The following is a 21388-nucleotide window of genomic DNA, read 5'->3' as shown; positions in this document are numbered from 1 at the left end:
CACGCACATGCCGCACATCATCGTCGAGTACGACCGGGCGCTTCAGGAGGTCCTCGATCGCCGCCGCTTCGCCCTCGAACTGCACGCGCTGGCCGCCCGTACGGTCGACGGCATCACCGTCGAGACCTGCAAGACCCGCTTCCGGTGCGCCGAGGAGGTCGTCATCGCGCACGGTGACCACCAACAGGCGCTGATCCATGTCGAGTTGGAGATCCTTCCGGGCCGGACGCCGCAGGCCAGGTCGGCGCTGAGCGCGGCGGTCCTGCAGCTCGTGCGCCGTCACACCGCTTCGGCATCCGGCGTCGCGGTCCATGCGTCGGTGGACGTACGGGAGCTGAGCGCGGCGTACGCGAAGTACGTGGCGGTGGACGGACGATGAAGATCTTCGTCTCCTCCGACATGGAGGGCACCGCCGGGGTGGTCGACTGGGAACAGTGCCGGGCGTCCGGCGACCGGTACGCGTACTTCTGCGAGCTGCTGCAGGCAGAGGTGAACGCGGCGATCGAAGGCGCCATGGCCGCCGGTGCCGGCGCGTTCCTGGTCAACGACGCGCACGGGGCGATGGCCAACCTCCGGCCGGACCGGCTCGCGGGCCGGGCCCGCTATCTGTCCGGCCGGCACAAACCGCTCTACATGATGCAGGGCCTGGACGCCTCGTTCGACGGCGTCTTCTTCGTCTCGTACCACGGCTCGATGGACGGCGCCGCGTCCGCCCTGTCGCACACCTACAACCCCCGGGCGATCGCCTGGGTGCGGCTGAACGGGGTGTCAGCGGGCGAGAGCGGCGTCAACGCCCTGGTGGCGCTCGGGCACGGTGTGCCGGTGGTGCTGATCACCGGCGACCGGGCGACGGCCGAGCAGGCCGCACCGTTCTGTCCCGGCATCGGCGCGGCGGTCGTCAAGGACTCGGTGTCACGCTTCGCGGCGGACAGCCTGCACCCGGAGGAGGCACGCGAGGTGATCGCGGAGGCAGCCCGGGAGGCGGTGCTGCGGCTGCCGCACGCCGCCCCGCCCGCGATCGAGCTGCCGGCCACCCTCACCGTCCGGTTCCGCAACGCGGACCTGGCCGAGATGGCGACGTGGATCAACCGGGTGGAGCGCACCGACGAGTTGACCGTCCGGGTCACGGACGACGACCCGATCCGGCTGTACCGGACCTTCGTGGCCGTTGTGCTGCTCACCCGGGGGATCGCGGAGTGACGGCGCGCCGCGACCGGTTCAGCCACCCGAAGAGGACGCAGGACCCCACCGCCAGCAGCGCGCCCGTCCGGAGCAGGGCCGGCGCCCCGAAGGCGGTGGACAGCGCGGTGATGACGTACGGGGCGAACATGCCGAGATAGGCGAGGGTCCAGAACAACGAGGTCAGCCGGGCCAGGGCGGTCCGCGGGGCGAGGGCGGTGACCTCGGTGAGGGCGAAGCTGAGGGTGAGGCCGTAGCCCGCGCCGAGGATCGCGGTGGCGGCCAGTGCCCACCAGGGCTGCGCGGTGGCCGCGGCGGTCGCGGCCACCGCCAGCCCGAGCGCGATCGTCAGGGGTCCGGCTGTGCCGCGGGCGAGGCGGTGGCGGGCGGCCAGGAAGCGGGCCAGTGGCTGGACGGCCAGCCCGCAGCCCGGTGCGAGGGCGGTGGCGACGCCGGCGTAGACGGTCTGCCAGCCGGTCAGCCCGCCGGCGACCAGACCGGGCAGGGTGACGAAACCGATCGCCGGGGCGGCGAAGACCCAGGGCGCCAACGGCAGGATCGTCCGCCGGAAACGGGACCACGGGACCGGGTCCGTCGGCGGTACGGCCGCGCCGGGCCGGGCGCGCGCCGGCAGTGATTCAGGAGCCCGGTACGCGGCCGCGCCCGCGCCGACCGCCAGGGCGAGGTGCGGCAGATACGCGGTCACCATCGGGGCCGGCGCCCACTGGGCGATCAGTGCGGCGGCCAGGCCGCCGGAGGCGAAGCCCGCGGAGACGAACATCCCCGACCGCTTCGCGGCAGTGGCCGGCGCCCCGTCCGGGTCGTACGGCGGGGAGGACAGCTCCTTGACCCAGGCGCTGCCGGCGGCCAGCAGCGCGCCCGCGCCGACGCCGGTCACGAAGCGCCCCGGCAGCAGGCACCAGGGGGCTGCCGCGCCCGCCATCAGCAAGCAGGTGGACAGCAGGTTGAGGCCCAGCGCGGTGAGCGTCACCGGGCGGCGGCCGTAGCGGTCGGCGAGCGGGCCGCCGGCCAGCAGCCCGGGGATCAGGCCGACGACGTACACCGCGAAGAGGCCGGTCACCGCGGACTGCGACAGTCCCGTCTCGGTGCGGTAGGCGCCCAGCAGGGCGGAGAACTGGTTGGCGCTCCAGCCCGAGGCCGTCATCGTCCAGGCCACCCGCGGCCCGTACCGGCGCGGGGGTGGGGAGGTGGCGGTGGAAGTCCGGGCGGTGACGGGGGCTTCGGGCCGCCCGCGACGCTTCGTCGTGGTGCTCATGGCGGTCAGTTTTCGCGCCGGGGGCCGCCGGGCGCAGCACGCGTTCAGCATTCCTGAACGCCGCTCCGGCCGGTGGGGAGCGGGCCAGTAGGGTGCTCGGCATGGATCTGCGCCTGCTGTCGTCCTTCCTGGCGGTGGTCGAGGAGGGGCACTTCAAACGGGCCGCCGCCCGGCTGTTCCTCTCGCCGCCCGCGGTCACCCAGCACATACGGCAGTTGGAGAGCCAGTTCGGCACCCAGCTGCTGCACCGCAACCCGGTCTCCCCCACCCGCGCCGGGGCCCGGCTGGCGGGGCACGCCCGCACGCTGCTCGCCGCCGCGAACGCCGCGATGGACGACCTCGCCGACGTCGTACGGGAGCCGCGGCCGGACGCTCCCCGCCCGCTGCGGGTCGGCATCATGGGCCACGGCTCGGCGGAACTGACGCCCGCCGCGGTCAACGCCTTCCGCCGGGCCCGCCCCGAGGTGCCCGTCGAGCTGCGGATCCTGGATTTCACCGAACACGTCACCGCGCTGACCGAGGACCGGGTCGATGTCGCCTTCGTACGGCCGGCGCCGGACGATCCGCGCATCGCCGTGGACGTGCTCACCACGGAGCAGCGCGTCGTCGCGGTGCCGGCGGCCTCCGCGCTCGCGGACGCCCGGGACGAGGGGGTGCGCATGGCGGACATCGTCGACCTCCCGTTCGTCCGGGTGCCGGGCCATACCCCGTCGCCGTTCACCGATTACCTGTATTTCCAGCACGTGGCACGGCGGCGCGGCCCCGATGTCGCGCTGACCCCGCAGGACGTACTGACCGGTGTGGTCGCGGGACGCACGGCCGGTTCGGGCCTGAAGTCCTTCGCCCGCTACTACGCCTGGCCGGGGGCGGCGTTCGTCCCCGTACTGGACGCCCCCTGGGAGAGCAGCTATCTCGCGGTGCGCGCGGACGACGCCGATCCGGAGGTGACGGTCTTCCGCGCGCTGACCACGGCTCTGGCCCCGGAACTGCGCCCGTTGATCGCGCGGTGACCGGGGCCGGTCCGGCATGGCCGGCCGCGGTGCGTCAGGCGTTGCGGGTGGGCCGCAGGGCCTGCCCGGGAGCGGTGCCCAGGTATCCGTAGGCGGAGAACGCGCTGGCCACGAACGCCTCTTCCGGGCGGGCGAGTTCGGCCGGGGAGTCCTGGCGGCAGGCGGTCTGCGGGGCGGTGGTGCTCTGTCCGAAGCGGCAGGCCACCGCGACGAGCTTGATGGTGATGAAGTCGGCGATCTGGGCGCCGAATTGGAGGGCACGGCCGTTGATGGTGATGTCGCCGACGGTGAAGCCCTTGTTCGCGGGGACCTCGTACACGGCGCGTACCCGGTGCTCCGCGTCGCCGCGCTCGTAGCTCCAGTAGCTCTGCGGGTCGGAGCCGTCGGGGGTTTCCCAGCCCTCGGTGGACAGGCCGTCGAAGTAGAGGCCGACCGGGTCGGCGAGGCTGATGTCCGCCTTCTGGCGGGCGAGGGCGTTGACCGAGCCGCCGATGTGGGGGTCGCTGTTGCGCTCGGCCTGGCCGTAGCGGCTGCACTTGATGAGTTCTTGTTCGGCGGTGAGTTCGGTGCCGTCGATGACCCGGCGGAGGGTCGCGGCGGCGGCCAGTTCGATCTCCGCGGCGAGGGTGTTGTTCTTCTGGATGAGGTGCATCGCCCCGTTGGTCGTGGTGCTGTTCCACTTGTTGAAGCGGTCGTAGGCGCCGTTGACGAAGAGGTCGCCCTCCTGCACGTCGGGGCTGATGTGCCGGCGGTAGAGGCGCAGCACGGTTTCGGGGCTGGTCTTCGCGAGGACGTCCCAGTATTCGGGCCCCTCGCAGGTGAAGGTGGCCCGGGTGATCTTGCCGTTGGTGCGGGTGACGCTCCACTCGCAGTACTCGTCCTGGACCTTGCGGCTGGCCTCGGCCTTCTTCCAGCGCTGGAGGTCGGAGGTGGAGTTGACCTTGAGGAGGCGCGGGAACGCCGTCCAGCTGACGGTCGCGGTCTGCGCGTCGGGGGCGGTGTCGGTCTTGGTGAGGTTGTAGAACTGCGACCGCGGGCCGTCGTTGAGCACCTCGGCGGGGTCGGGGCCCTTGATGGCGGCGTCGATGTTGTCGGAGACGAAGACGTCCCACGCCTTGCGGCCGAAGTCGCTGAGGTCGGTGAGCCCGCCGGGTGGCCCGTAGCTGCTGAGGGTGGTCATGGTGGTGCTCCTCGGTGGATGGGCGCGCGAGGGCGCGTTCAGGGCTGGGCGGTGAGTGCGGTGACGGTGGCGTCCTCGCGCATCCGCAGGGTGGGGGCGGTCTCGGGGATGTCGGTGACCGGCAGGGTCAGCTCGAACTCGTGGAGCTTCATGGCCTTGAACTGCCGGCGGCGGGACTCGGCCAGCCGGACGTAGTCGTCGAAGCCGTCCGCAGTGGTGATCCGCTGCTGGACGTGCTCCAGGTAGGCGGTCAGCCGCTGCGCGAAGTCGGCGCGCCAGGTGTCCTCGGGACGGCTCCAATGTGCGGCGAACCGCCCCTCGGGGCTGTCGGCGGGCAGCTGGCCGGCGGCGGCCACGATCCGCTCGGCGATCCGGTCGCCGAGCCCGGCGGCGGCGGTGGCCTCGGTGGGCACGTACCGCATCAGCCGGGCGCGGTCGGCGCTGAAGACCGGGTTGGGGAAGTCGACCATCAGCGCGGCGGCCGCGAACTTCGGTGTGATCAGGCCCTGTTGCCACAGGGCCCGGATGACGGCGTTGTCCTCCAGGGCCGCTTCGGGCACCACGAAGGCGAAGAAGGTGTCCCCGGGCCGGCTGAAGCCGCTGGCCTTCTCCTCCAGCCGGAAGCCGAAGCGGTCGAGGCCCTCGGTGTAGAGGGCGGCGGGCGCGGCCGGGACGGCGGCGTCCACCTCCAGTTCGAGGTCGTCGAGCAGCGCGTCGTTGTTCAGCCAGAAGCCCATGGGCAGGTGCAGCGGGTCGTCGTCGGGGCGGACCGCGGCGCTCTGGGTGGCGGTGCTGGTGAGGTTGACCGTCGTCGTGGTGAACAGCTGGCGCAGCAGGTGGTCCGGGTGCTGCACGGTGCCGCCGTCGGTGACCGCACGCAGCCGGCCCCGGGTCCACCGGGTGATCTGCGAGCGGACCGTCGGCTCCAGGTTCTCCGCGCCGATCACCCTCCGGTACAGCGGGTCCTCGCGCAGCGGGTCGTCCTCGGCGAGCTGGATGGCGGCCGACTGGGACTGCCAGTTGAGCCAGGGCTGCTTGAGTTCCTTCATCACGACGCTGCCGTTGATGTGGCTGTCGAAGCATCCCTTGCCCCGGGACGGGGCGGCCAGCGCGTCCCAGGAGCTGCCGGTCCACACCCAGCTCGGGGTGACCCGCATGTAGTAGTTGAAGACCTCGTTGCGCTCGTCCCAGGAGGCGACCTGGAGGAAGGTCGTCCGGGGGTCGCTGTTGGCGCCGGTGCTGATCAGCAGGTCGGCTTCGTTGCCCTGGACGGCGTAGGTGATCGCGAAGCGGATGTCGCGCCGGAGGTGCGGTGCGGCGTCGGGCGGAATCGTGCCGGCCTCGCTCACCAGATAGACCTTGGGCTGGCCGGGTGCGGCGGGGAGGCCGTCGAGCAGCTCCTGCACGGACATCGGGAAGGCGTTCCGCCGGAAGAACAGGGTGGCCATGGGGTCGCCGAGGGTGTCGAGTTCCTGCGGGGTCACCTCCCGCGCGTGCCGGTCGGCCCCGCTCACCCTGCGGTAGAGCCGGCCGGGTCCCAGTGCGGGGTGCCCGGGCCCGAGGTCGTCGTCGAGGTGCTCTTCGGCGGGCCCCTCGGCACGGTCGTCGAAACTCGGCCCGGCGGTGCGCCGCAGCCAGGCCGTCGCCCGGCGCCGTTCCGAAAACTCCTCGGGCATTCCCGTCCTCTCGCCGCTCGCCCGGACCGGGAGAAGCGCATTCCCGCCGGTCACGGTTCCGGTATCCGGCGGCAGTATGGAATGCTTTCGACAGAAGATCGGATAAGCCTCGCCGTTGCCGGCGTGATGCCATGCGAATGCTCCGATGGTTGACGGGGAAACAGACTTCCCGGTGGACACCGCGGCACGGAGCGTCGCCGCGGCGGAACCCGCACTCCGGGACCGTGATCACCCCGCGTAAGCTCGCCCCGTGCGCCCACTTCGTCCTTTTGTCGCCATCACCGGTGTCCTGGCCCTCGCGCTCGGCACGGCCTGCTCCCCCGCTCGATCCCCCAAGGAATCCGACGGCTCGGTGCGGCTCCCGGCCGCGAACGCGATGTTCGACTACCAGCTCGGCGGCGCCTATCCGCCGCCGGCCGACGTGCGGGCGGTCTCCCGTGACCGCACGGCGAAGCCCGCCGCCGGCCGCTACAACGTCTGTTACGTCAATGCCTTCCAGGCGCAGCCCGACGCCACCGGCTTCTGGAACGCACACCATCCGGATCTGCTGCTGCGGGACGGGCACGGAAAGCCCGTCGTCGACGAGGACTGGCACGAATCGCTGCTGGACATCTCCACCGCCGCCAAACGCACCGCCCTCATGGACGTCGTCGGCCCGTGGATCGACGGCTGCGCCACGGCGGGATTCGACGCCGTGGAACCGGATAACCTCGATTCCTACGAACGGTCCCACGGCCGGCTCACCGCCCGGCACGCGGCCGCGTTCGCGCAGCTGCTGGCGCGCCGCGCCCATCAGCAGCGGCTGGCCATCGCCCAGAAGAACACCACCGATCTGCTGCCGCGCCGCGGCGCGATCGGCTTCGACTTCGCGGTGGTCGAGGAATGCACCCGCTACGACGAATGCACCGACTTCGCGGACGCCTACCACAACCGCATCTTCGTCATCGAATACACCAGGAAGGGCTTCACCGCCGCCTGCCGCGCCTGGGGCAGGAAGCTGTCCGTCACGCTGCGGGACCGCGAGGTCGTTCCGGCCGGCGCCGAGGGGTACGTCGACGAGCGCTGCTGAGGCACGCCCGGGGGCCGGAGGTGTCAGCGCTCGCCACTGTGGTCCGGTTCGGTGCCGCGCAGATCGGCGTCCGAGAGCGGCTCCAACTCGCCGTGCGTGTCGAGCCAGTACAGGAGGCCCACGGCCGGCGCGATCAGCACCACGGCGACGAGGATGACCAGGCCCAGCCAGCGCAGCGCCGAGGGAGCGCCCGCCCCCTCGGCCACCGTCAGGGAAGTGGGGATGAGGTAGGGCCGCTGGGCGACGCCCCAGGCGAGCACCGCCGCCGCGACCACGCCGACCGCCGTGGCCCGTGACCACGCGCCGGACCTGCGCACCAGCAGCCACCCGGTGACCAGGGAGCAGACGCCGGCCAGGAGAACGAGGGCGAGGCCCGCGCCGTGGGTCAGTCCGTGCCAGACGTGCGGGGCGTCGGTGCGGGTGACGGTCAGCATGACGGCCGTCAGGGCGACGAGCGCGACGAGGCTGCCGAGCGCCCGCCGCCGGAAGTAGCCGACGAGGTCGGGCGCGTCGAAGCGGTCGGCGTCGCGGGCCAGGAAGACCGCGCCGAGAAAGGCGGTGGTGACGACGGCGAGCAGCCCGAAGAGCACGGAGGTCGGGTTGGACCATGCCTCCGCCGACGCCTCGGTGCCCGGAGCCGCCCGGCCGGAGGCGATGCCTCCGACGGCCGCGCCCAGGAAGAAGGGGGTGAGGAGGGAGGCCAGCGCGAACACCGCGCCGTAGAGCCGGCGGCCGGCGATCCGGCGTACGGGCTTGCGCAGCGCGAAGCCGGCACCGCGCAGGACCATGCCGACGGCGGCCAGCGCCAGCGGGACCCACATCGCGGAGAACACCGTCTGGAAGAGGACCGGGAACCCGGTCCACATGATGACGAAGACGAAGACCAGCCAGACGTTGTTGACCTCCCACACCGGAGCCATGGCGTGGTCGATCAGCCATCGGGGCCGCCGCCCGCGCTCGGCTCCGCCGGCGGTGAGGTCCCAGAACCCGGCGCCGTAGTCCGTTCCGCCGGCGCAGGCGTAGGCGGCGACCACGAGCAGCAGCAGGACGGCGATGAGGTCGGCGATCATCCGCCACCGTCCCGGTCGGGACCGGCCGGCACCCGGGAGCGGGGCCCGTAAGGGGTGTCGCTCTCCGGCCCCTCGTCCCGCGCGGTTCCGGTGCGTCCGTCGGCGGCCCGCCAGCGCGTCCGCATCTTCAGCAGTACGGCCAGCAGCGAGCCGAAGATGAAGACGTACACCAGCAGCACCAGGCCGAACATGATCCACAGGGTGAGGGCCCGGGTCGGGGTCACCGCCTCGGCGATGCGCATGTGCCCGTAGACGATCCAGGGCTGGCGGCCCACCTCGGCGGTGATCCAGCCGCATTCGACTGCGACGACGGAGGCCACGCCGGCGCAGGCCGCGCCGCGGAAGAACCACGGTGAGGCGGGCAGCCGACGGTGCCGCAGCCGGCTCCAGGCGAACCAGAGCGCGAGCAGGACCAGCAGCGACCCGATGCCGACCATGAGGTCGAAGGCCCAGTGGGCGAGGGTGGCCTGGGTGGCCGTCGGGCGGGCGTCCGCCGGCACGGAGGTCAGCCCGGTCACCTTCGTACCGGGCGTGAACCCGGCCAGCATCGAGTCGAGTTGGGGAATCCTGATGCCGCCGGAGACATGCCCGTCGGGGTGCAGCCGGCCGAAGATGTACTCCGGCACATGGGTGTCGGTCCGCCACACGATCTCCGTCGCGGCGAATTTCACCGGCTGTTCGTGGAAGACGGAGCGGGCGAGCGAGTCCCCCAGGACGAACTGCACCGGGGTGAAGACCGCGGCCAGGGTGAAGGGAACGGTGAAGCCGAGCCGGTGGTAGCGGTCCCGGCGGCCGCGCAGCCAGCCGACGGCGTAGACCCCGGCCACCACGTACCCCGCGGTGACCAGCATCGCCACGACGAAGTGCCAGTACTGCGGGCCGAGCATCGCGGTGAAGAGCGCCGCCCGGACGTCAACGTCCATGGGCTTGCCCTGCGCGTCGAGGGTGAACCCTCCGGGCGTGTTCATCCAGGCGTTCGCCGCCAGGATCCCGAAGGCACCCAGCAGCGCGGCGGCGGGCAGCGGCAGAGCGAGCAGGAAGTGCGTACGCGGCTTCAGCCTGCGCCAGCCGTAGAGGTAGACGGCGATCAGTACGGCTTCGAGGAAGAACGCCCACGCCTCCACGCCGAAGCCGATGCCGAAGACCGCGCCCCATTTGCCCATCAGCCCCGGCCAGAGCAGCCCGAACTCGAAGGACAGCACGGTGCCGGTCACCACGCCCACCGCGAACTGCACCGCCATGACGGCCGACCAGCGTCTGGCGAGGAGCAGGGCCACCGGGTCGTTGTGGCGCAATCCGCGCCGGTGCATGATCAGGGTGATCAGCGGCAGCGCCACACCCAGGGGCACCAGGGTGATGTGCGAGGCCAGAGTGAACGCCATGAGCTGCCTGGCCGGCAGCAGTTGGGCCGGGGCGGTGTCCGCCAGCAGTGCGCCGGTGATGTGCACGGGTGCCTGCCTCCTCGGTGCAGGGCCCCAGTCCTGCGGGACACAGCGCCGGTCGGGCCCGGCTCGTCACACAATCACCGGCGGACGGCCGGCGGCACGCTGCCTCGGCGGGCGTTGCGCCGTTGGGCCGATGATCTTCGCTCCGTCGGCCCAGCCGCCGTCCCGCTGTCCGGCTACGCCGTCTCGTGCCCGAGCGCGCTGCCGTTGATCTTCTCGATCGCCTGCCGGGCCTGTTCCTGGGGGGAGCGGGCGGGCAGCGGTGACACGGTGGTGGTGGCGGCCGCCACGGCTGGCTGCGCCCGCTCCTGCGCCACCGTCGTGGGATGGGGTGGCGCGGCCCGCCGGATGCGCAGCCGGTGGCTGGCCGCCTCATCGAGGCCGACCGGACGCTTGTAGCGGGCGGCGAGCCGGGACGCCTCCTGGCCGAGCGCGGCCACGTCCTCCCACTGAAGCCGGACCACCAGCGACAGTTCGGCGTCTCCGTCCGGCATGGCCTGGATCGGCACCGGGTTACCAGATTCACTCATGGGCCCTCCTCGCATCGTGGACGAACCCCCATGGGGCACGGCTACGAGGAGATACGGGCAACCACCCGCCGCCGTTCAACTCTTGTTCACGCGTCACAGGCCCCGCGGCCCCCACGCAGCCGACGGCTTCCGCGGTGCCCGGCCTCCGGCGCCCGGTTCCGCCGCACCACTCCTGCGGACAACGGCGCGCCACTGGCCCATGCCAGGGGCGCGTTCACCCCTGTCCCCGTGCGCCCTGCCGGGCGTCACACCGTGCGGCCACCATGGGTGCAGCAGCCCACAACCGGCTTGGAGGCCGACTGATGGACGCAGGTCACCTCACCCGACTCGACGACGCCGGCTACGAGCAGCTCGTCCTCGACAACGCCCACCCTCCCGCGCGTGACCAGGAGACCTGGGCGGCACTCATCGACCCCGCCCTCATCGACCGCACCCGCGACGCACTCAACACCCTCTTCCAGCGGAACTCCTCGGTGCTGCGCAAGCGTCGCGAGGAGCGTGAGCAGTTCCGGCTGGAGTGCTTCGCCCGCGGGCAGGCCGGCAAGGAGGAGTGGTTCGCCTCCAAGCGGGAGTACGACGCCTGGCGGCACCGGGCGGCGAACTTCAGCCGGACGGTGCAGAACGCGCTGGCCGAGATCAACCGCGTGAAGAAGGAGATCAACCGGTCCATCAATCACCAGGTGGCGCAGAACCACCGGGACCGCCTGCGCGACCTCGCCCTCGCCGTGCACAAGCACCAAGCGGCACACGCCAGGAGCAGCGGCGTCGCCGAGCAGGCGGACTACGAGCTGTGGCAGGCGCTGGACAGCATCACCGTCCCCATAGGGCCGATGAGCGAGCCGACGTCGCTGCGGACGATGCTCGACATCTACTGGACCGATGTGACGCCGGTGGACGAGGCCGCTGAGCGGCGGGCCCGCGCGGAACGCACGATGCGTACGGCTCCGGCCGGGCAGGCCGCGCGGTTCAGCGGCGTGCCGAAGGCCCGGCACGTGGACAACGGCAAGCACCTGGCCTGACAGCGGCCGGCGCCCCGCACACCGCCCTTCGGTACGCTCGCCCCCGTGCGCAAGGATCGTCAACTCCGCCGTCTCGTCGTGGGTGAGGACGTCTGGCTCTGGTCGGTCCGGCACCGTCACGAGCCGGGGCCGGAACGGGGGCCGCGGCGGCCGTTGGATCAGGCCGGATCAGGGAGCGGGGTCTGGTGCCGTGCATCGCAAGGCGGAGGAGGGAGTCAGGGCGGAGCCCTGGCGACCGACGACAACGCGGCGTGGGGGCACCCCCAGCGTTAGCTGGGGGAGTGCGGTGCCAGACCCCGCGAGCCCGGCATGATCCAAACGACAGCCCCTAGGCCACGGCGTGGAAGAGGGCCGCTGCCTCGCCCCGCGACGCGACGCCCAGTTTGGTGAGGATCTTCGCCACGTGGAACTTCACCGTCGACTCGCTGATGTGCAGCTCCTGCGCGATCGCCCGATTGCGGTGCCCGAGCGCGAGCCGCGCCAGCACCTCCAGTTCCCGTTCACCCAGGGCGATGAGCGGGTCGGGCGCCGGGTCCTGGGAGACCCGGAGCGGGATCGTCGCCGCGATCGTGGTCCCCCAGCCGGGCACGGCGTCGACGTCGAGCCGCCCGTCGAGCACGTCGAGCCGTTCCGTGACCCGGCCCGGCGCCAGGACGTCGTGGGTGAGGGTGCCGGGCCCGTCGTCCCGTAGGGTCGCGCGCAACTCGTCGTCGGTGAGCTGCCAGCCGACGTGCACCCGGGTCACCGTTTCCTGCTCCAGCACCTTCAGCAGCACGGCCCGGACGATCACCCGCGCGGTGTGCGCCACGTCCGCGGCGACCGTCCGGGTGGAGTCGGGCGCGCCCAGCTCCAGGCGGACCGGGCTGTAACGCACCAGCGGCCGGAGCGAGTCGGCGAGCCGGGAGAACGCCTGCCCGGCCGGCTCCTCGGCGATCTCCTGATCCCGCTCCGCCTCCGCGCGCAGCTCCACCAGGGCCGAGACCGCCAGGTCCGTGGCGGTGGCCCGGGCCGCCGCGTCGCCGAGGGTGCGGCTGCGCAGCACGCCCAGCAGCGCGGTGAGCGACGCCGAGTACGCCTCGCCGAGTTCCGCGATCACCCGCGCCCGGGTCCCGGCGGCGGTCCGCGAGCGAGCCAGCGCCCCGGGCATGGCCTCCGACGCCAGCCGGTCGAAGTGGCTGGTCACCACGTCCCAGAGGGTCTGGGCGAGCGCGGTCGCCGGCTCGTCGACGGGCGGCGCGTCGGCCTCGCGTACCAGCAGCAGGACCGCGCGCCGGGGCGTCGCATCGCTCGTCACGACGAGGACGGGCCGCTCACCACCGGCGAGGGGAAGTGTGCCCTGCCACGGTCGGCCCGGGACGCCCGAGGCGAGCAGTGGCGCCATGTCTGCGGTGGAGAGCCGGTCGATGATCTCCGGATCGCCGTAGGTCTTGAACGGTGAGTGGACGCAGTGCGTGGAGAGTTCGGCGGCGGCGCGGTGCGGGACCAGCTCGGCCAGGACGGCGGAGAGCCGCGGCAGGATCTCGCCCAGTGGCTGGCGGATCACCTCGTATGCGGCGGTCAGGGCGGGTACGGCTCCGGGTCCGGTCAACTCCATGTGCCTCAGCGTAGTCAGCGGCGCGAACGGCGGCGCTGGCCTTTCGGCCAGGCCGGACTGTCCGGATGGCCGGCGAGCGGTCAGCTCCCCGGCGACGAGGCTGAAGCCGTCGGCGGGAGCGGCCTGCCGGCCGGCTCATTCATTGCCTTCAGCGGGGAGTTCTGCCATGCGAGCGATCATGTACAACGAATTCGGCGGCGCGGACGTGCTCGCCCTCCGAGAGACCGGGAAGCCGGAGCCCGGCCCGGGGGACGTACGGGTGAAGGTGGTGGCCGTCGGCGTCAATCCGCTGGATTACAAGCGCCGTTACGGGTGGGTGGAGCAGTTCTATCCGACCACGTTTCCCGCCGTGCCCGGCCTGGAGTTCGCCGGGATCGTCGATGCGCTCGGCGAGGGGGTCACCGAGGTGGCGGTCGGTGACGAGGTCTTCGGCTGGACCAGAACCGGCGCCTACGCGGAGTACGCCCTCGCCGGGGACATCGCGCCCAAGCCCGCCGAGCTGTCCTTCGCGACCGCGGCGGCGCTGCCGGTCGCGGGTGAGACCGCTCAGCGCGTGCTCGACGAACTGGGCGTGGTGGAGGGCGAGACCATGCTGCTGCACGGGGCGGCCGGTGCGGTCGGCCAGGTCGCGGTGCAGCTCGCGGTGGCCCTCGGTGTGACGGTGATCGGGACGGCCTCCCCGGCCAACCACGACTTCCTGCGCACCCTCGGCGCGGTCCCGGTGACGTACGGGGCGGGCCTGGCCGACCGGGTCAGGGCGGCCGCCCCGCAGGGTGTGGACGCGGTCTTCGACGCGGCCGGGCACGACGCGCTGCCGGTCTCCATCGCGCTGCGCGGCGGAACGACGGACCGCATCGTCACCATCGCCGCCACGGACGCCGCCGAGCACGGTGTCCCCTTCTCGGCGGGCGGTACGCCGTCGGAGCAGGTCCGGGCGGGGCTGGTCAAGCACGCCCGGCTCGCCGTCGAGGGGAAGCTGACCGTGCCCGTCGCCGAGACCTTCGCGCTCGCCGACGCCGCCAAGGCCCAGGAGCTGAGCGAGGCCGGCCATGTGCGCGGCAAGCTCATCATCGAGGTCTGACGACGTGGTTGCCCGGGGCCGTCGGCGATGCGGCGGCCCCGGGCCCGAGCGCCGCCCCGTGCGCCTCAGCCTGAACTCAACCTTCCATTTTGTCACTTGGGCACCATCCGTTGCCTGGAGCCTCCGGAGCCCTTACGTTGAGCCCGCCTGAATCCGGCTCAACCCGCCGTCATCGCGGCGGGCTTCGGAAGGAAACCCCCCATGCACAGACGTACCTCCGAGCACACCCCCGAAGGCCGCGGTCCCGCGGACCCCGTCTCCGGACGCGGCACCCGGCGCGGGTCCCGTCGTCGTCTCTCCCTGCGGACCGCCGTGGCCGCCGGCGTGGCGCTGGCGGCACTCGGTGCGGCAACCGCCGCCGCGGCCACGGCCGACGGCGCGACTCCGGCCGCCCCCTCGCCCTCGCAGGCCCACCACACGCAGCGCGTCGAGTACTTCACCGGCACGTCCGGCCACCCCCGGCACACCACCGTCCCGGCCTCCAAGCCGCTGTCGCCGTCCGCCAAGGCAGCGATCACGGCCGGGGACGGCGACGTGACGCCGATCGTGCAGAACGGCCCCGTCGGCAGCAAGCTCGACGTGGTCTTCATCGGTGACGGCTACACGGCCTCCCAGCAGGAGGACTTCCACGCCGACGTGCGCGCCAAGTGGGCCAGGATCACCGCCGTCGAGCCCTACGCCTCCTACAGCGGTCTGTTCAACGTCTGGGCGGTCGACGCGGTCTCCAACGACTCCGGCGTCTCCGGCGACCCCACCAAGGACGTGGTCCGCGACACCGCCCTGGACTCCGCCTTCTTCTGCGACGGCACCGAGCGGCTGCTCTGCGTCGACACCGGCAAGGTCGAGTCGTACGCCTCCAAGGCCCCGGCCGCGGACCTTGTCGTGGTGCTCTCCAACTCCACCAAGTACGGCGGCGCCGGCTACAACGACATCTCCTCGCAGGTGGGTTACGACGGGATCGCCACCGCCTCCTCCGACAACGACCGGTCCGACCAGATAGCGGTGCACGAGACGGGACACTCCCTCGGCAAGCTCGCCGACGAATACGCCTACGGGGAGTCCGGCACGTACACCGGACCGGAGCCGGGAGAGGCCAACCTGAGCACGCTCTCCGCCGACCAGATGGCCGCTCAGCGGCAGAAGTGGTACCGCTGGCTCGGCCAGGAGTCGCCGGACGGCGGACAGGTCGGCGCGTACGAGGGCGGCGGCTACTACGAGCACGGGCTCAACCGCCCCACCGACAACTCGATCATGCGCACGCTGGGCCGCGAGTTCAACCTCCCGGGCCGCGAGGCGATGATCGCGGGCTTCTACCGCTTCGCGAGCGTGCTGAGCAGCCCGGTGGCCACCGACCGCGTGCAGCGCCGAGGGGACCGGATCCGTGTCGGCGTGCCGGCGTCCGCCCAGGTGAGGTGGTACGTCGACGGCCGGGAGCGGCGGTCCGCACGGGGCAAGTTGTCGGTCGTGCCACGCACCCTGGGCGTTCCGGCCGACGGCCGCCGGCACACCCTGACCGCCCGCGCCACCGACCGTACCGGCGCGGTCCGCGACCCGGCACTGCGGACCCGGCTGTCGACGTCGCTGAGCTGGCGTATCGCCCCGTAAGGCCCGGTGCCGCCGGCGTTCCGAGTGCCCCGGGCGGGCCGGGTACCGTAACCCTCCCGCCCGGGGCACTGCTCCGCACCGAGGGCTCACCTCGGGGCGCAAGAAGGTGAGGACGCCTGTGAGTTCGCGCAAGATGCACGCCGATGAGGCGGACATCGATGTCTCCTTGGTGCACCGGCTGCTCGGTGCGCAGTTTCCGCAGTGGGCGGACCGGCCGCTGACCCGGGTCGATTCCGCCGGCACCTCCAACGCCATGTACCGGCTCGGTGCGGACATGGCCGTACGGCTCCCGCGGATGGCGGGGGCCGCCGGTGACGTGGCGAAGGAGCACAGGTGGCTGCCGCGTCTCGCACCGGCACTGCCCACGGCCGTTCCCACGCCGCTGGGCAAGGGAGAACCCGCCGAGGGTTACCCCTTCCCCTGGTCCGTCTACAGCTGGCTGGCGGGCGAGAATCCGGTCGTCGGGCGCCTCGCCGAACCCGAACTGCTGGCCAAGGACCTGGCTGCGTTCGTCGTCGCGTTGCACGGAGTCGATCCGACGGGCGGGCCTCCTTCGTACCGCAGCGAACCCCTCCTGGCGCGCGACGACGCCACGCGGGACGCGCTCGGCTCACTGCGCGGCGCGGTCGACGCCGACGCGGCGACAGCCGTGTGGGAGGCGGCGCTGCGGGCCCCGGAACGGCACGGGCCGGCCGTCTGGATCCACGCCGATCTGCAGCCGGGGAATCTGCTGACCACCGACGGCCGGCTCGGTGCCGTCATCGACTTCGGCTGCCTGGGCGTGGGCGATCCCGCGGTCGACCTGATGGTGGCGTGGTACGTGCTGCCCGCCGAGGGGCGCCGGGTCTTCCGTGCCGCGGTGGCCGCCGATGACGCGGCGTGGGCGCGGGGGCGCGGCTGGGCCCTGTCGGTCGCGCTGATGGAGCTGCGTTACTACCGGGACACCAACCCGAGGATGGCGGCCATCGCGCGCCACGTCCTCGGTGAACTCCTCTCCGGCGACGGGGACGCCGGGTGACGGGGGCGGCGGGGGCCGGGTAACCGGGCCGGTTCGGCGGGCACTTGGCGCGGGCAACGCGGCGGCGGCCGGATGTCAGTGGTGCCTGCGACACTCGGCTCGTACCAGCCGTGACGGATTCAGGAGGCGAGCCGGTGGCCGAGCCAGGCGTTCCCCAGCACGCGACACCCCAGCACTACGCACCCCAGCTGAGCAGCGACAACCGTCGTCCGACACCCTCGCTCGGGAGTGAGCGGGAGACCCTCGGGGCGGTGCTGGAGTGGCACCGGGCGACGTTCGAGCTCAAGTGCGCCGGCCTGCCGCCGGGCCGTCTGTCGGAGCGCGCGATGCCGCCCTCGTCGCTGTCCCTGCACGGACTCGTACGGCACCTGGCCGGCGTCGAACGCTGGTGGTTCCGCATCCAGTTCGCCGGCGAGGACCTGCCCCTGCTCCATTACTCGGACGACGACCCCGACCAGGACTTCGACGACCTGAGCGGCGACGTCGAGGAAGCCTTCGCCCTCTGGCGGGCGGAGTGCGAGCGCTCCCGGCAGATCACGGCCGCGGCCGCGTCGCTCGACGAGACCGGGATCCGTAAGAGAACGGGCGAGCCGTTCTCGCTGCGCGCCCTCCTGGTGGACATGATCGCCGAGTACGCCCGGCACAACGGCCACGCCGATCTGCTGCGAGAGGCGATCGACGGTTCCATCGGCCGGTGACGGCCGCTGCACTGCCGTCGGCAGCTTGAGGGGCCAGCGGGTGTGGTGACGCGGCACCCGCCGTTCCTCAGGTCCGGCAGGCGCCCTGCGTCCTCAGGAGTGCGCTGCCGATCCCTCCCTCTCCATCAGGTGGGCCACGGTACGGACCACGCGTTCCAGCAACGCTTCGTCATAGGGCAGAAAGGGCAGCGGGACGGCCTGGCGGCCCGTGGGGAGCGCGATCTCGACCGGGTCACCGGACCTCGTGACCCGGCCGGTGGCCAGGTGGATGTCGTGTCCGTCGAGCCGCAGATGCCGGTCGTCCAGCTCCATGCGGCCGGACGTGAGGTGGTCGGCGAGGATGCGGCGCAGCGCCGCCCGCCGCAACTGAGCGGTCCGGCCGAGGGGTTGGGCGTACAGGCGGTTGAGTTGCCGCCGGCCTTCAGGACCGTGCGCGTGGGTGTCGTCGCACCAGGCGAAGCTGCCGGCGCTGATGAGGAGGTCGACAGAGCGGAGGACCTCCGACAGCCGGACGGCATCCAATTCGGCCAGTGCCTGGGGGCTGCCGTCCGCACGGCGGAGGGTGACCTCCCCGACCTCCGCCCAACCCGCGGCCCCCGGGTAGAGGCTCCCGGCGATGCCGAGCCAGGCGGTGAACCCGTCGAGCGGCAGGACGAGTATGTCGTCCTCGATGTTCCAGCCCTGGCGCACGGCCAGGCCGAGGACCGCTTCGATCCGGACCAGATGGCCCTGGAACATGGTGGTGGAGTGGCCGGACTCCGGGGCCCGGTAGTGCTCTCGGTATGCCTGGCGGAACGGCTGGTGCAGCCGTAGGTCCGCGATCCGGTCGCGCCAGAGGTCCCGCTCGGCCGGCGTGGCGCGGGCCGGGTGCCAGAGGCGGACGGCGGCGGACGGGTCGGGAGCCGGATCGGGGTGGTCCGCCGGACCGGCCGCGGGCAGGAACGCCCGCCAGTCCCCCGGGGCGTGCTCGACCTCCCAGATGAGGCGACCGGCGGTGCCTCGGGCCACGGGGTGGGTGGCCAGGGCGTCGCGCCAGCGGTCGTAGCGATACACGGCGCCCGCGAGGTAGCCGGCCTCCAGTGCGCGCGTCAGGGTGCGTATCTGGGCGCGGGCCTTCCCCAGCAGGTCACGCGCGGCCGTGACGTGGTCGGGGTGGTCACGGCGGGCGGCGGCCGGGAGGGACTTCAGGGCGCGGCCGTCGGCACGTTCCCAGGTGAGCGTGGCTTCGTCGGTGACGGTGAGCACGGCGGTGTGGTCGCCGCACGGGAGTCGTCGGCTGCCGTCGGGGCCGAGGCCGAGGTCCGGGAGGCGGAGCGCGGCCTCGGGCCGTCGGCCGAGGTTGCGTTCGGCGCGGCGCAGCAGGCGGTCGAGTTTCTTGGTGACTCCGGCGTGCCGGACGACGCGGCGGGCCTCGCGCAGCGCGGCGACGGATTCGGGGGTCGGCCATGCCTCGACGACTTGCGCCAGGGCGATACAGGCGCGCTGCGAGGGCAGGGTCTTGGCGGCGGTCGGGGCGACCGCGAGCTGGGGCAGCAAGGTGCTGAAGACCTCCCCGGCCCACGGCTCGTCGCGCCGCAGCGCCAGCCGGGCGGCGCGACGCAGGGTGTCCGCGTCGGCCGTGGTGAACGCCTGGTCGGCGGCGTACGGAAGCTCTCCGGCGTGCAGGGCGGCGAGGTGGGCGGCGGCGGAACGCAGCACGTGGCGGGCCAGTTCGGCGTGCAGTGCGTCGGCCGTCCGCTCCGCCACCGGATCCGTCAGGGGCGGCCAGTCGCCCGAGAAGGGGCCGTGCCACTGGTCCTCGGCGAGCACGGCCCGCTCACGTGGTCCGGTCGTGAGGATCACCTCGATCTCCGCGAGCCGCAGCGGGCTGTCCGCATGGACCGTCCGCAGCCGGGTGACGAGCGTCTGCTCGGTCTTCGGGCCGGCCACGGCGGCCACCGCCAGCGCGGCGTCGGCGTACTCGCCGGGCTTGCGCAGCGCCGCCGCCACCAGGACCGCCGCGGGGGCGGCCAGCTCCCGTTCGTCCCAGGGTTCGGTGCAGCGCAGCAATCCGCCCGCGGCGTAGCGGACATCGGTGGGGCGCGGGGAGGCGGCCAGCCCGGTGTAGAGAGCGGTGAGAGTGGCGGCGGTGAAGGACGGGGACACCTTGCTCCAGGTCACCTGGCGGGCGACGAGCCGGGCGTGGTCGGGAGCACTCTCGTCGGCGAGAGTGCGGTAGGCGTCCGGCAGGAGCGCGCCCAGTTCCCATGAGGTCAGCTGGTCACAGGCGGCCCAGAGGCCGCCGGGCCAGTCGGCGTCCTGCTGCGGCCCGGCCATCGCGGCACGCAACTGCGCGGCGTGTGGTGACAGTTCGTCCATACCGACCGACCGTAGCGGCAGGGTCTGACAATGCGGTCCGGGCGGATGCGAGGGGCGATCCGTCGCGGCTGCTCCCCGCGGGCGAGGGCGCCTTCCTGACGGCTGATCAGGTCGCCGACCGCGCGTGGGCCCTCCGGCAGCCCCGCGAAGTCGAGGCCGTCGACGAGGTGCTCCTGAGGCCGGTCGGCCGACCCGTGTGACAGCCGTGTCGGAGACGTCGTCCGGGCGAGGGGTCACGGTGTGCCGCGCTCGGGTGGGATCACCGCCCCTGCCTCGTCCGGGCCCCGGCGACCGCCGTGGCCCGGGTCAGCGGCGTCGCGTTCCCGGGGTTCGCCGCACGGCTGCCCCCGGCCGGCCGCGGCTGAAGGCTCCGGGCAGGGGCGCCGACGCGCGGGAGAGCACCCGCACCGGTGGGACGAGCCCCGATCCGCCTCCGGCCCACACGCCGACGCTGTAGGTGGTCGCCGCGGAGGGCTGGACGCGGCGCCCGCCGGATGCCGTGGCGCGCGGCCCGGACGGCAGCACCGGCCGGAGCCATGCCGCGGCCGCGCGGACCCGCGGGCCGGACACTGCGGTGCGCGGGCCGGACGCCGGGGCGCGCCCGCGGGACGCCAGCAGCCGCGCCCCGGTGAAGACCGCCGCGGTGGCCGCCAGATAGCCCAGTTCGAGGATCGCGGCGTGCACCGGAGACACGTGCGCCGACCAGCCCGCGTCCCGGCGGCCGCCCTCGAACACCACGCGGTTGACGCTCAGGAAGGCCACGTGCGTGCCGATGGCCGCCCACAGCGGGGCGCGCCCCGGAGCGGTCCGTGCCGCGATCAGCGTGAGGCCGAAGACCGAGAGCAGCACCGGATACGCGACGGGGTCCTGCCCGGCCGGCGCCAGGCCCATCGGCGGCGCGTCCACCCCCACCGCCTGGGCGACCCCGGCCTGCACCACGGTCGAGGCGGCCGGCACCAGCAGGAAGACCAGGGTGGTGCCCAAGGCGGAAAGCAGCCCGCCGAACCGGTCACGCAACGACGCCCAGGCGTACCCGCGCAGCGTCGTCTCCTCCGGCAACGCCTCCAGCAGCACGGCCACCAGGGCGTTGCCCACCAGGAACGACACCAGCGCCGCGGGGTCCGGCCCGGACCACCGGACCCAGCCGGCCGCCGTACCGCCGCCCAGTACGAGGGCGGCGCACGCCGTGGTGACGGCGAGGCCGCGGGCGAAGCCGTGTGCCGCGGAGGCGGGCGTCCCGAGGCCCAGTGGCCGCCCGCTGCCCGGCCGCCCGGTGCGTAACGCCAGCACGACGGGTACGGCCAGGGCGCTGACCAGCGCGGCGGGCAGCAGCTGCGCCGGGTAGCCGTCGAGGTCGAGCGCCCTGACCAGCGCTTCCCCCAGGGCGTTCCCCGTCCCCAGCGCGACCGCCATCACCGCGCCGCCGAGCAGCGCCCTCCCCCAGGCCCGCCACGCGGGCCCGGGCTCCGTCGTGCCCCTCTTCTCCTTCGTGGCCATCGGCTCCTCCTCCCGCCAGGTCTCCGGGCCTACGTGTGCCCGCAGCTCCGGCGCTGAAGCGACAGCCGCACCCGTCCGACACG

At 73.1% G+C, this 21388-nt stretch carries 18 protein-coding genes; 9 read left to right on the top strand and 9 right to left on the bottom strand.

Going from position 1 to position 21388, the window contains the following annotated elements; all coding sequences use genetic code 11:
- Positions 1-7: 7 nt before the first annotated feature.
- Complete coding sequence (locus OO62_RS31435; RefSeq protein WP_033271050.1) at positions 8-379, top strand: 5-carboxymethyl-2-hydroxymuconate Delta-isomerase; 372 nt, start codon at positions 8-10, stop codon at positions 377-379.
- Positions 376-1200, top strand: coding sequence for a M55 family metallopeptidase (locus OO62_RS31430; protein WP_033271049.1), 825 nt, complete (start codon positions 376-378; stop codon positions 1198-1200). Before OO62_RS31435 ends, OO62_RS31430 begins: the two co-directional genes overlap by 4 nt.
- On the opposite strand, the gene OO62_RS31425 is transcribed toward OO62_RS31430, so the two are convergent.
- Complete coding sequence (locus OO62_RS31425; protein WP_228332343.1) at positions 1178-2455, bottom strand: MFS transporter; 1278 nt, start codon at positions 2453-2455, stop codon at positions 1178-1180. The two genes, OO62_RS31430 and OO62_RS31425, sit on opposite strands and share 23 nt — an antisense overlap.
- Before the next feature lie 101 nt (positions 2456-2556).
- On the opposite strand from OO62_RS31425, the gene OO62_RS31415 reads away from it, so the two are divergent.
- The gene (locus OO62_RS31415; RefSeq protein ID WP_033271103.1) at positions 2557-3465 is read left to right on the top strand and encodes a LysR family transcriptional regulator; all 909 of its coding nucleotides are present in this window, start codon (positions 2557-2559) and stop codon (positions 3463-3465) included.
- Positions 3466-3499: 34 nt separating this feature from the next.
- On the opposite strand, the gene OO62_RS31410 is transcribed toward OO62_RS31415, so the two are convergent.
- On the bottom strand, positions 3500-4645 hold the full coding sequence (locus tag OO62_RS31410; RefSeq protein WP_033271047.1) for a hypothetical protein: 1146 nt from the start codon (positions 4643-4645) through the stop codon (positions 3500-3502).
- Positions 4646-4683: 38 nt separating this feature from the next.
- Positions 4684-6321 (bottom strand): hypothetical protein, encoded by a 1638-nt coding sequence (locus OO62_RS31405; RefSeq protein ID WP_051733774.1) that lies wholly within the window; start codon positions 6319-6321, stop codon positions 4684-4686.
- Positions 6322-6571: 250 nt separating this feature from the next.
- Between OO62_RS31405 and OO62_RS31400 the strand changes: the two genes are divergently transcribed.
- Positions 6572-7390, top strand: coding sequence for an endo alpha-1,4 polygalactosaminidase (locus OO62_RS31400; RefSeq protein ID WP_033271046.1), 819 nt, complete (start codon positions 6572-6574; stop codon positions 7388-7390).
- Positions 7391-7413: 23 nt separating this feature from the next.
- Here the strand turns inward: OO62_RS31400 and OO62_RS31395 are convergent, their stop codons facing one another.
- The 3 genes from OO62_RS31395 to OO62_RS31385 form a co-directional block, all read right to left on the bottom strand.
- Complete coding sequence (locus OO62_RS31395; protein WP_033271045.1) at positions 7414-8460, bottom strand: cytochrome d ubiquinol oxidase subunit II; 1047 nt, start codon at positions 8458-8460, stop codon at positions 7414-7416.
- A complete protein-coding gene (locus tag OO62_RS31390) occupies positions 8457-9842 on the bottom strand; it encodes a cytochrome ubiquinol oxidase subunit I (protein ID WP_078617461.1) in 1386 nt (461 codons plus the stop codon). Before OO62_RS31390 ends, OO62_RS31395 begins: the two co-directional genes overlap by 4 nt.
- A gap of 239 nt (positions 9843-10081) precedes the next feature.
- A complete protein-coding gene (locus OO62_RS31385; RefSeq protein WP_173675669.1) occupies positions 10082-10435 on the bottom strand; it encodes a hypothetical protein in 354 nt (117 codons plus the stop codon).
- 302 nt (positions 10436-10737) lie between these two features.
- Here OO62_RS31385 and OO62_RS31380 point away from each other — a divergent pair, with 302 nt between their 5' ends.
- The gene (locus tag OO62_RS31380) at positions 10738-11454 is read left to right on the top strand and encodes a hypothetical protein (RefSeq protein WP_033271043.1); all 717 of its coding nucleotides are present in this window, start codon (positions 10738-10740) and stop codon (positions 11452-11454) included.
- A gap of 328 nt (positions 11455-11782) precedes the next feature.
- Here the strand turns inward: OO62_RS31380 and OO62_RS41440 are convergent, their stop codons facing one another.
- The gene (locus OO62_RS41440; RefSeq protein WP_033271042.1) at positions 11783-13048 is read right to left on the bottom strand and encodes a helix-turn-helix transcriptional regulator; all 1266 of its coding nucleotides are present in this window, start codon (positions 13046-13048) and stop codon (positions 11783-11785) included.
- Between the two features lie 166 nt (positions 13049-13214).
- Between OO62_RS41440 and OO62_RS31370 the strand changes: the two genes are divergently transcribed.
- From OO62_RS31370 to OO62_RS31355, 4 genes are all read left to right on the top strand, one after another.
- The gene (locus OO62_RS31370; protein ID WP_033271041.1) at positions 13215-14129 is read left to right on the top strand and encodes an NADP-dependent oxidoreductase; all 915 of its coding nucleotides are present in this window, start codon (positions 13215-13217) and stop codon (positions 14127-14129) included.
- A gap of 201 nt (positions 14130-14330) precedes the next feature.
- Positions 14331-15734: a M64 family metallopeptidase gene (locus OO62_RS31365; protein WP_078617453.1), complete on the top strand. Its 1404-nt coding sequence runs from the start codon at positions 14331-14333 to the stop codon at positions 15732-15734.
- A gap of 133 nt (positions 15735-15867) precedes the next feature.
- Positions 15868-16752 carry an aminoglycoside phosphotransferase family protein gene (locus OO62_RS31360; RefSeq protein WP_033271099.1) on the top strand — a complete coding sequence of 295 codons (885 nt, stop codon included), beginning with the start codon at positions 15868-15870 and terminating at the stop codon, positions 16750-16752.
- Positions 16753-16886: 134 nt separating this feature from the next.
- A complete protein-coding gene (locus tag OO62_RS31355) occupies positions 16887-17450 on the top strand; it encodes a DinB family protein (protein WP_033271040.1) in 564 nt (187 codons plus the stop codon).
- 93 nt (positions 17451-17543) lie between these two features.
- Here OO62_RS31355 and OO62_RS37210 read toward each other — a convergent pair whose 3' ends face one another.
- Together OO62_RS37210 and OO62_RS37205 are read right to left on the bottom strand one after the other, a co-directional pair.
- Positions 17544-19808 (bottom strand): DUF4132 domain-containing protein, encoded by a 2265-nt coding sequence (locus tag OO62_RS37210; protein WP_129322910.1) that lies wholly within the window; start codon positions 19806-19808, stop codon positions 17544-17546.
- A gap of 306 nt (positions 19809-20114) precedes the next feature.
- Positions 20115-21305 (bottom strand): CPBP family glutamic-type intramembrane protease, encoded by a 1191-nt coding sequence (locus tag OO62_RS37205; RefSeq protein WP_051733772.1) that lies wholly within the window; start codon positions 21303-21305, stop codon positions 20115-20117.
- Positions 21306-21388 lie beyond the last annotated feature (83 nt).

This window comes from Streptomyces lydicus (assembly GCF_000717345.1).
Classification (GTDB): domain Bacteria; phylum Actinomycetota; class Actinomycetes; order Streptomycetales; family Streptomycetaceae; genus Streptomyces; species Streptomyces lydicus.
The sequence above is the reverse complement of the archived record's forward strand: the minus strand, read 5'-3'. Positions and strand labels throughout refer to the sequence as shown.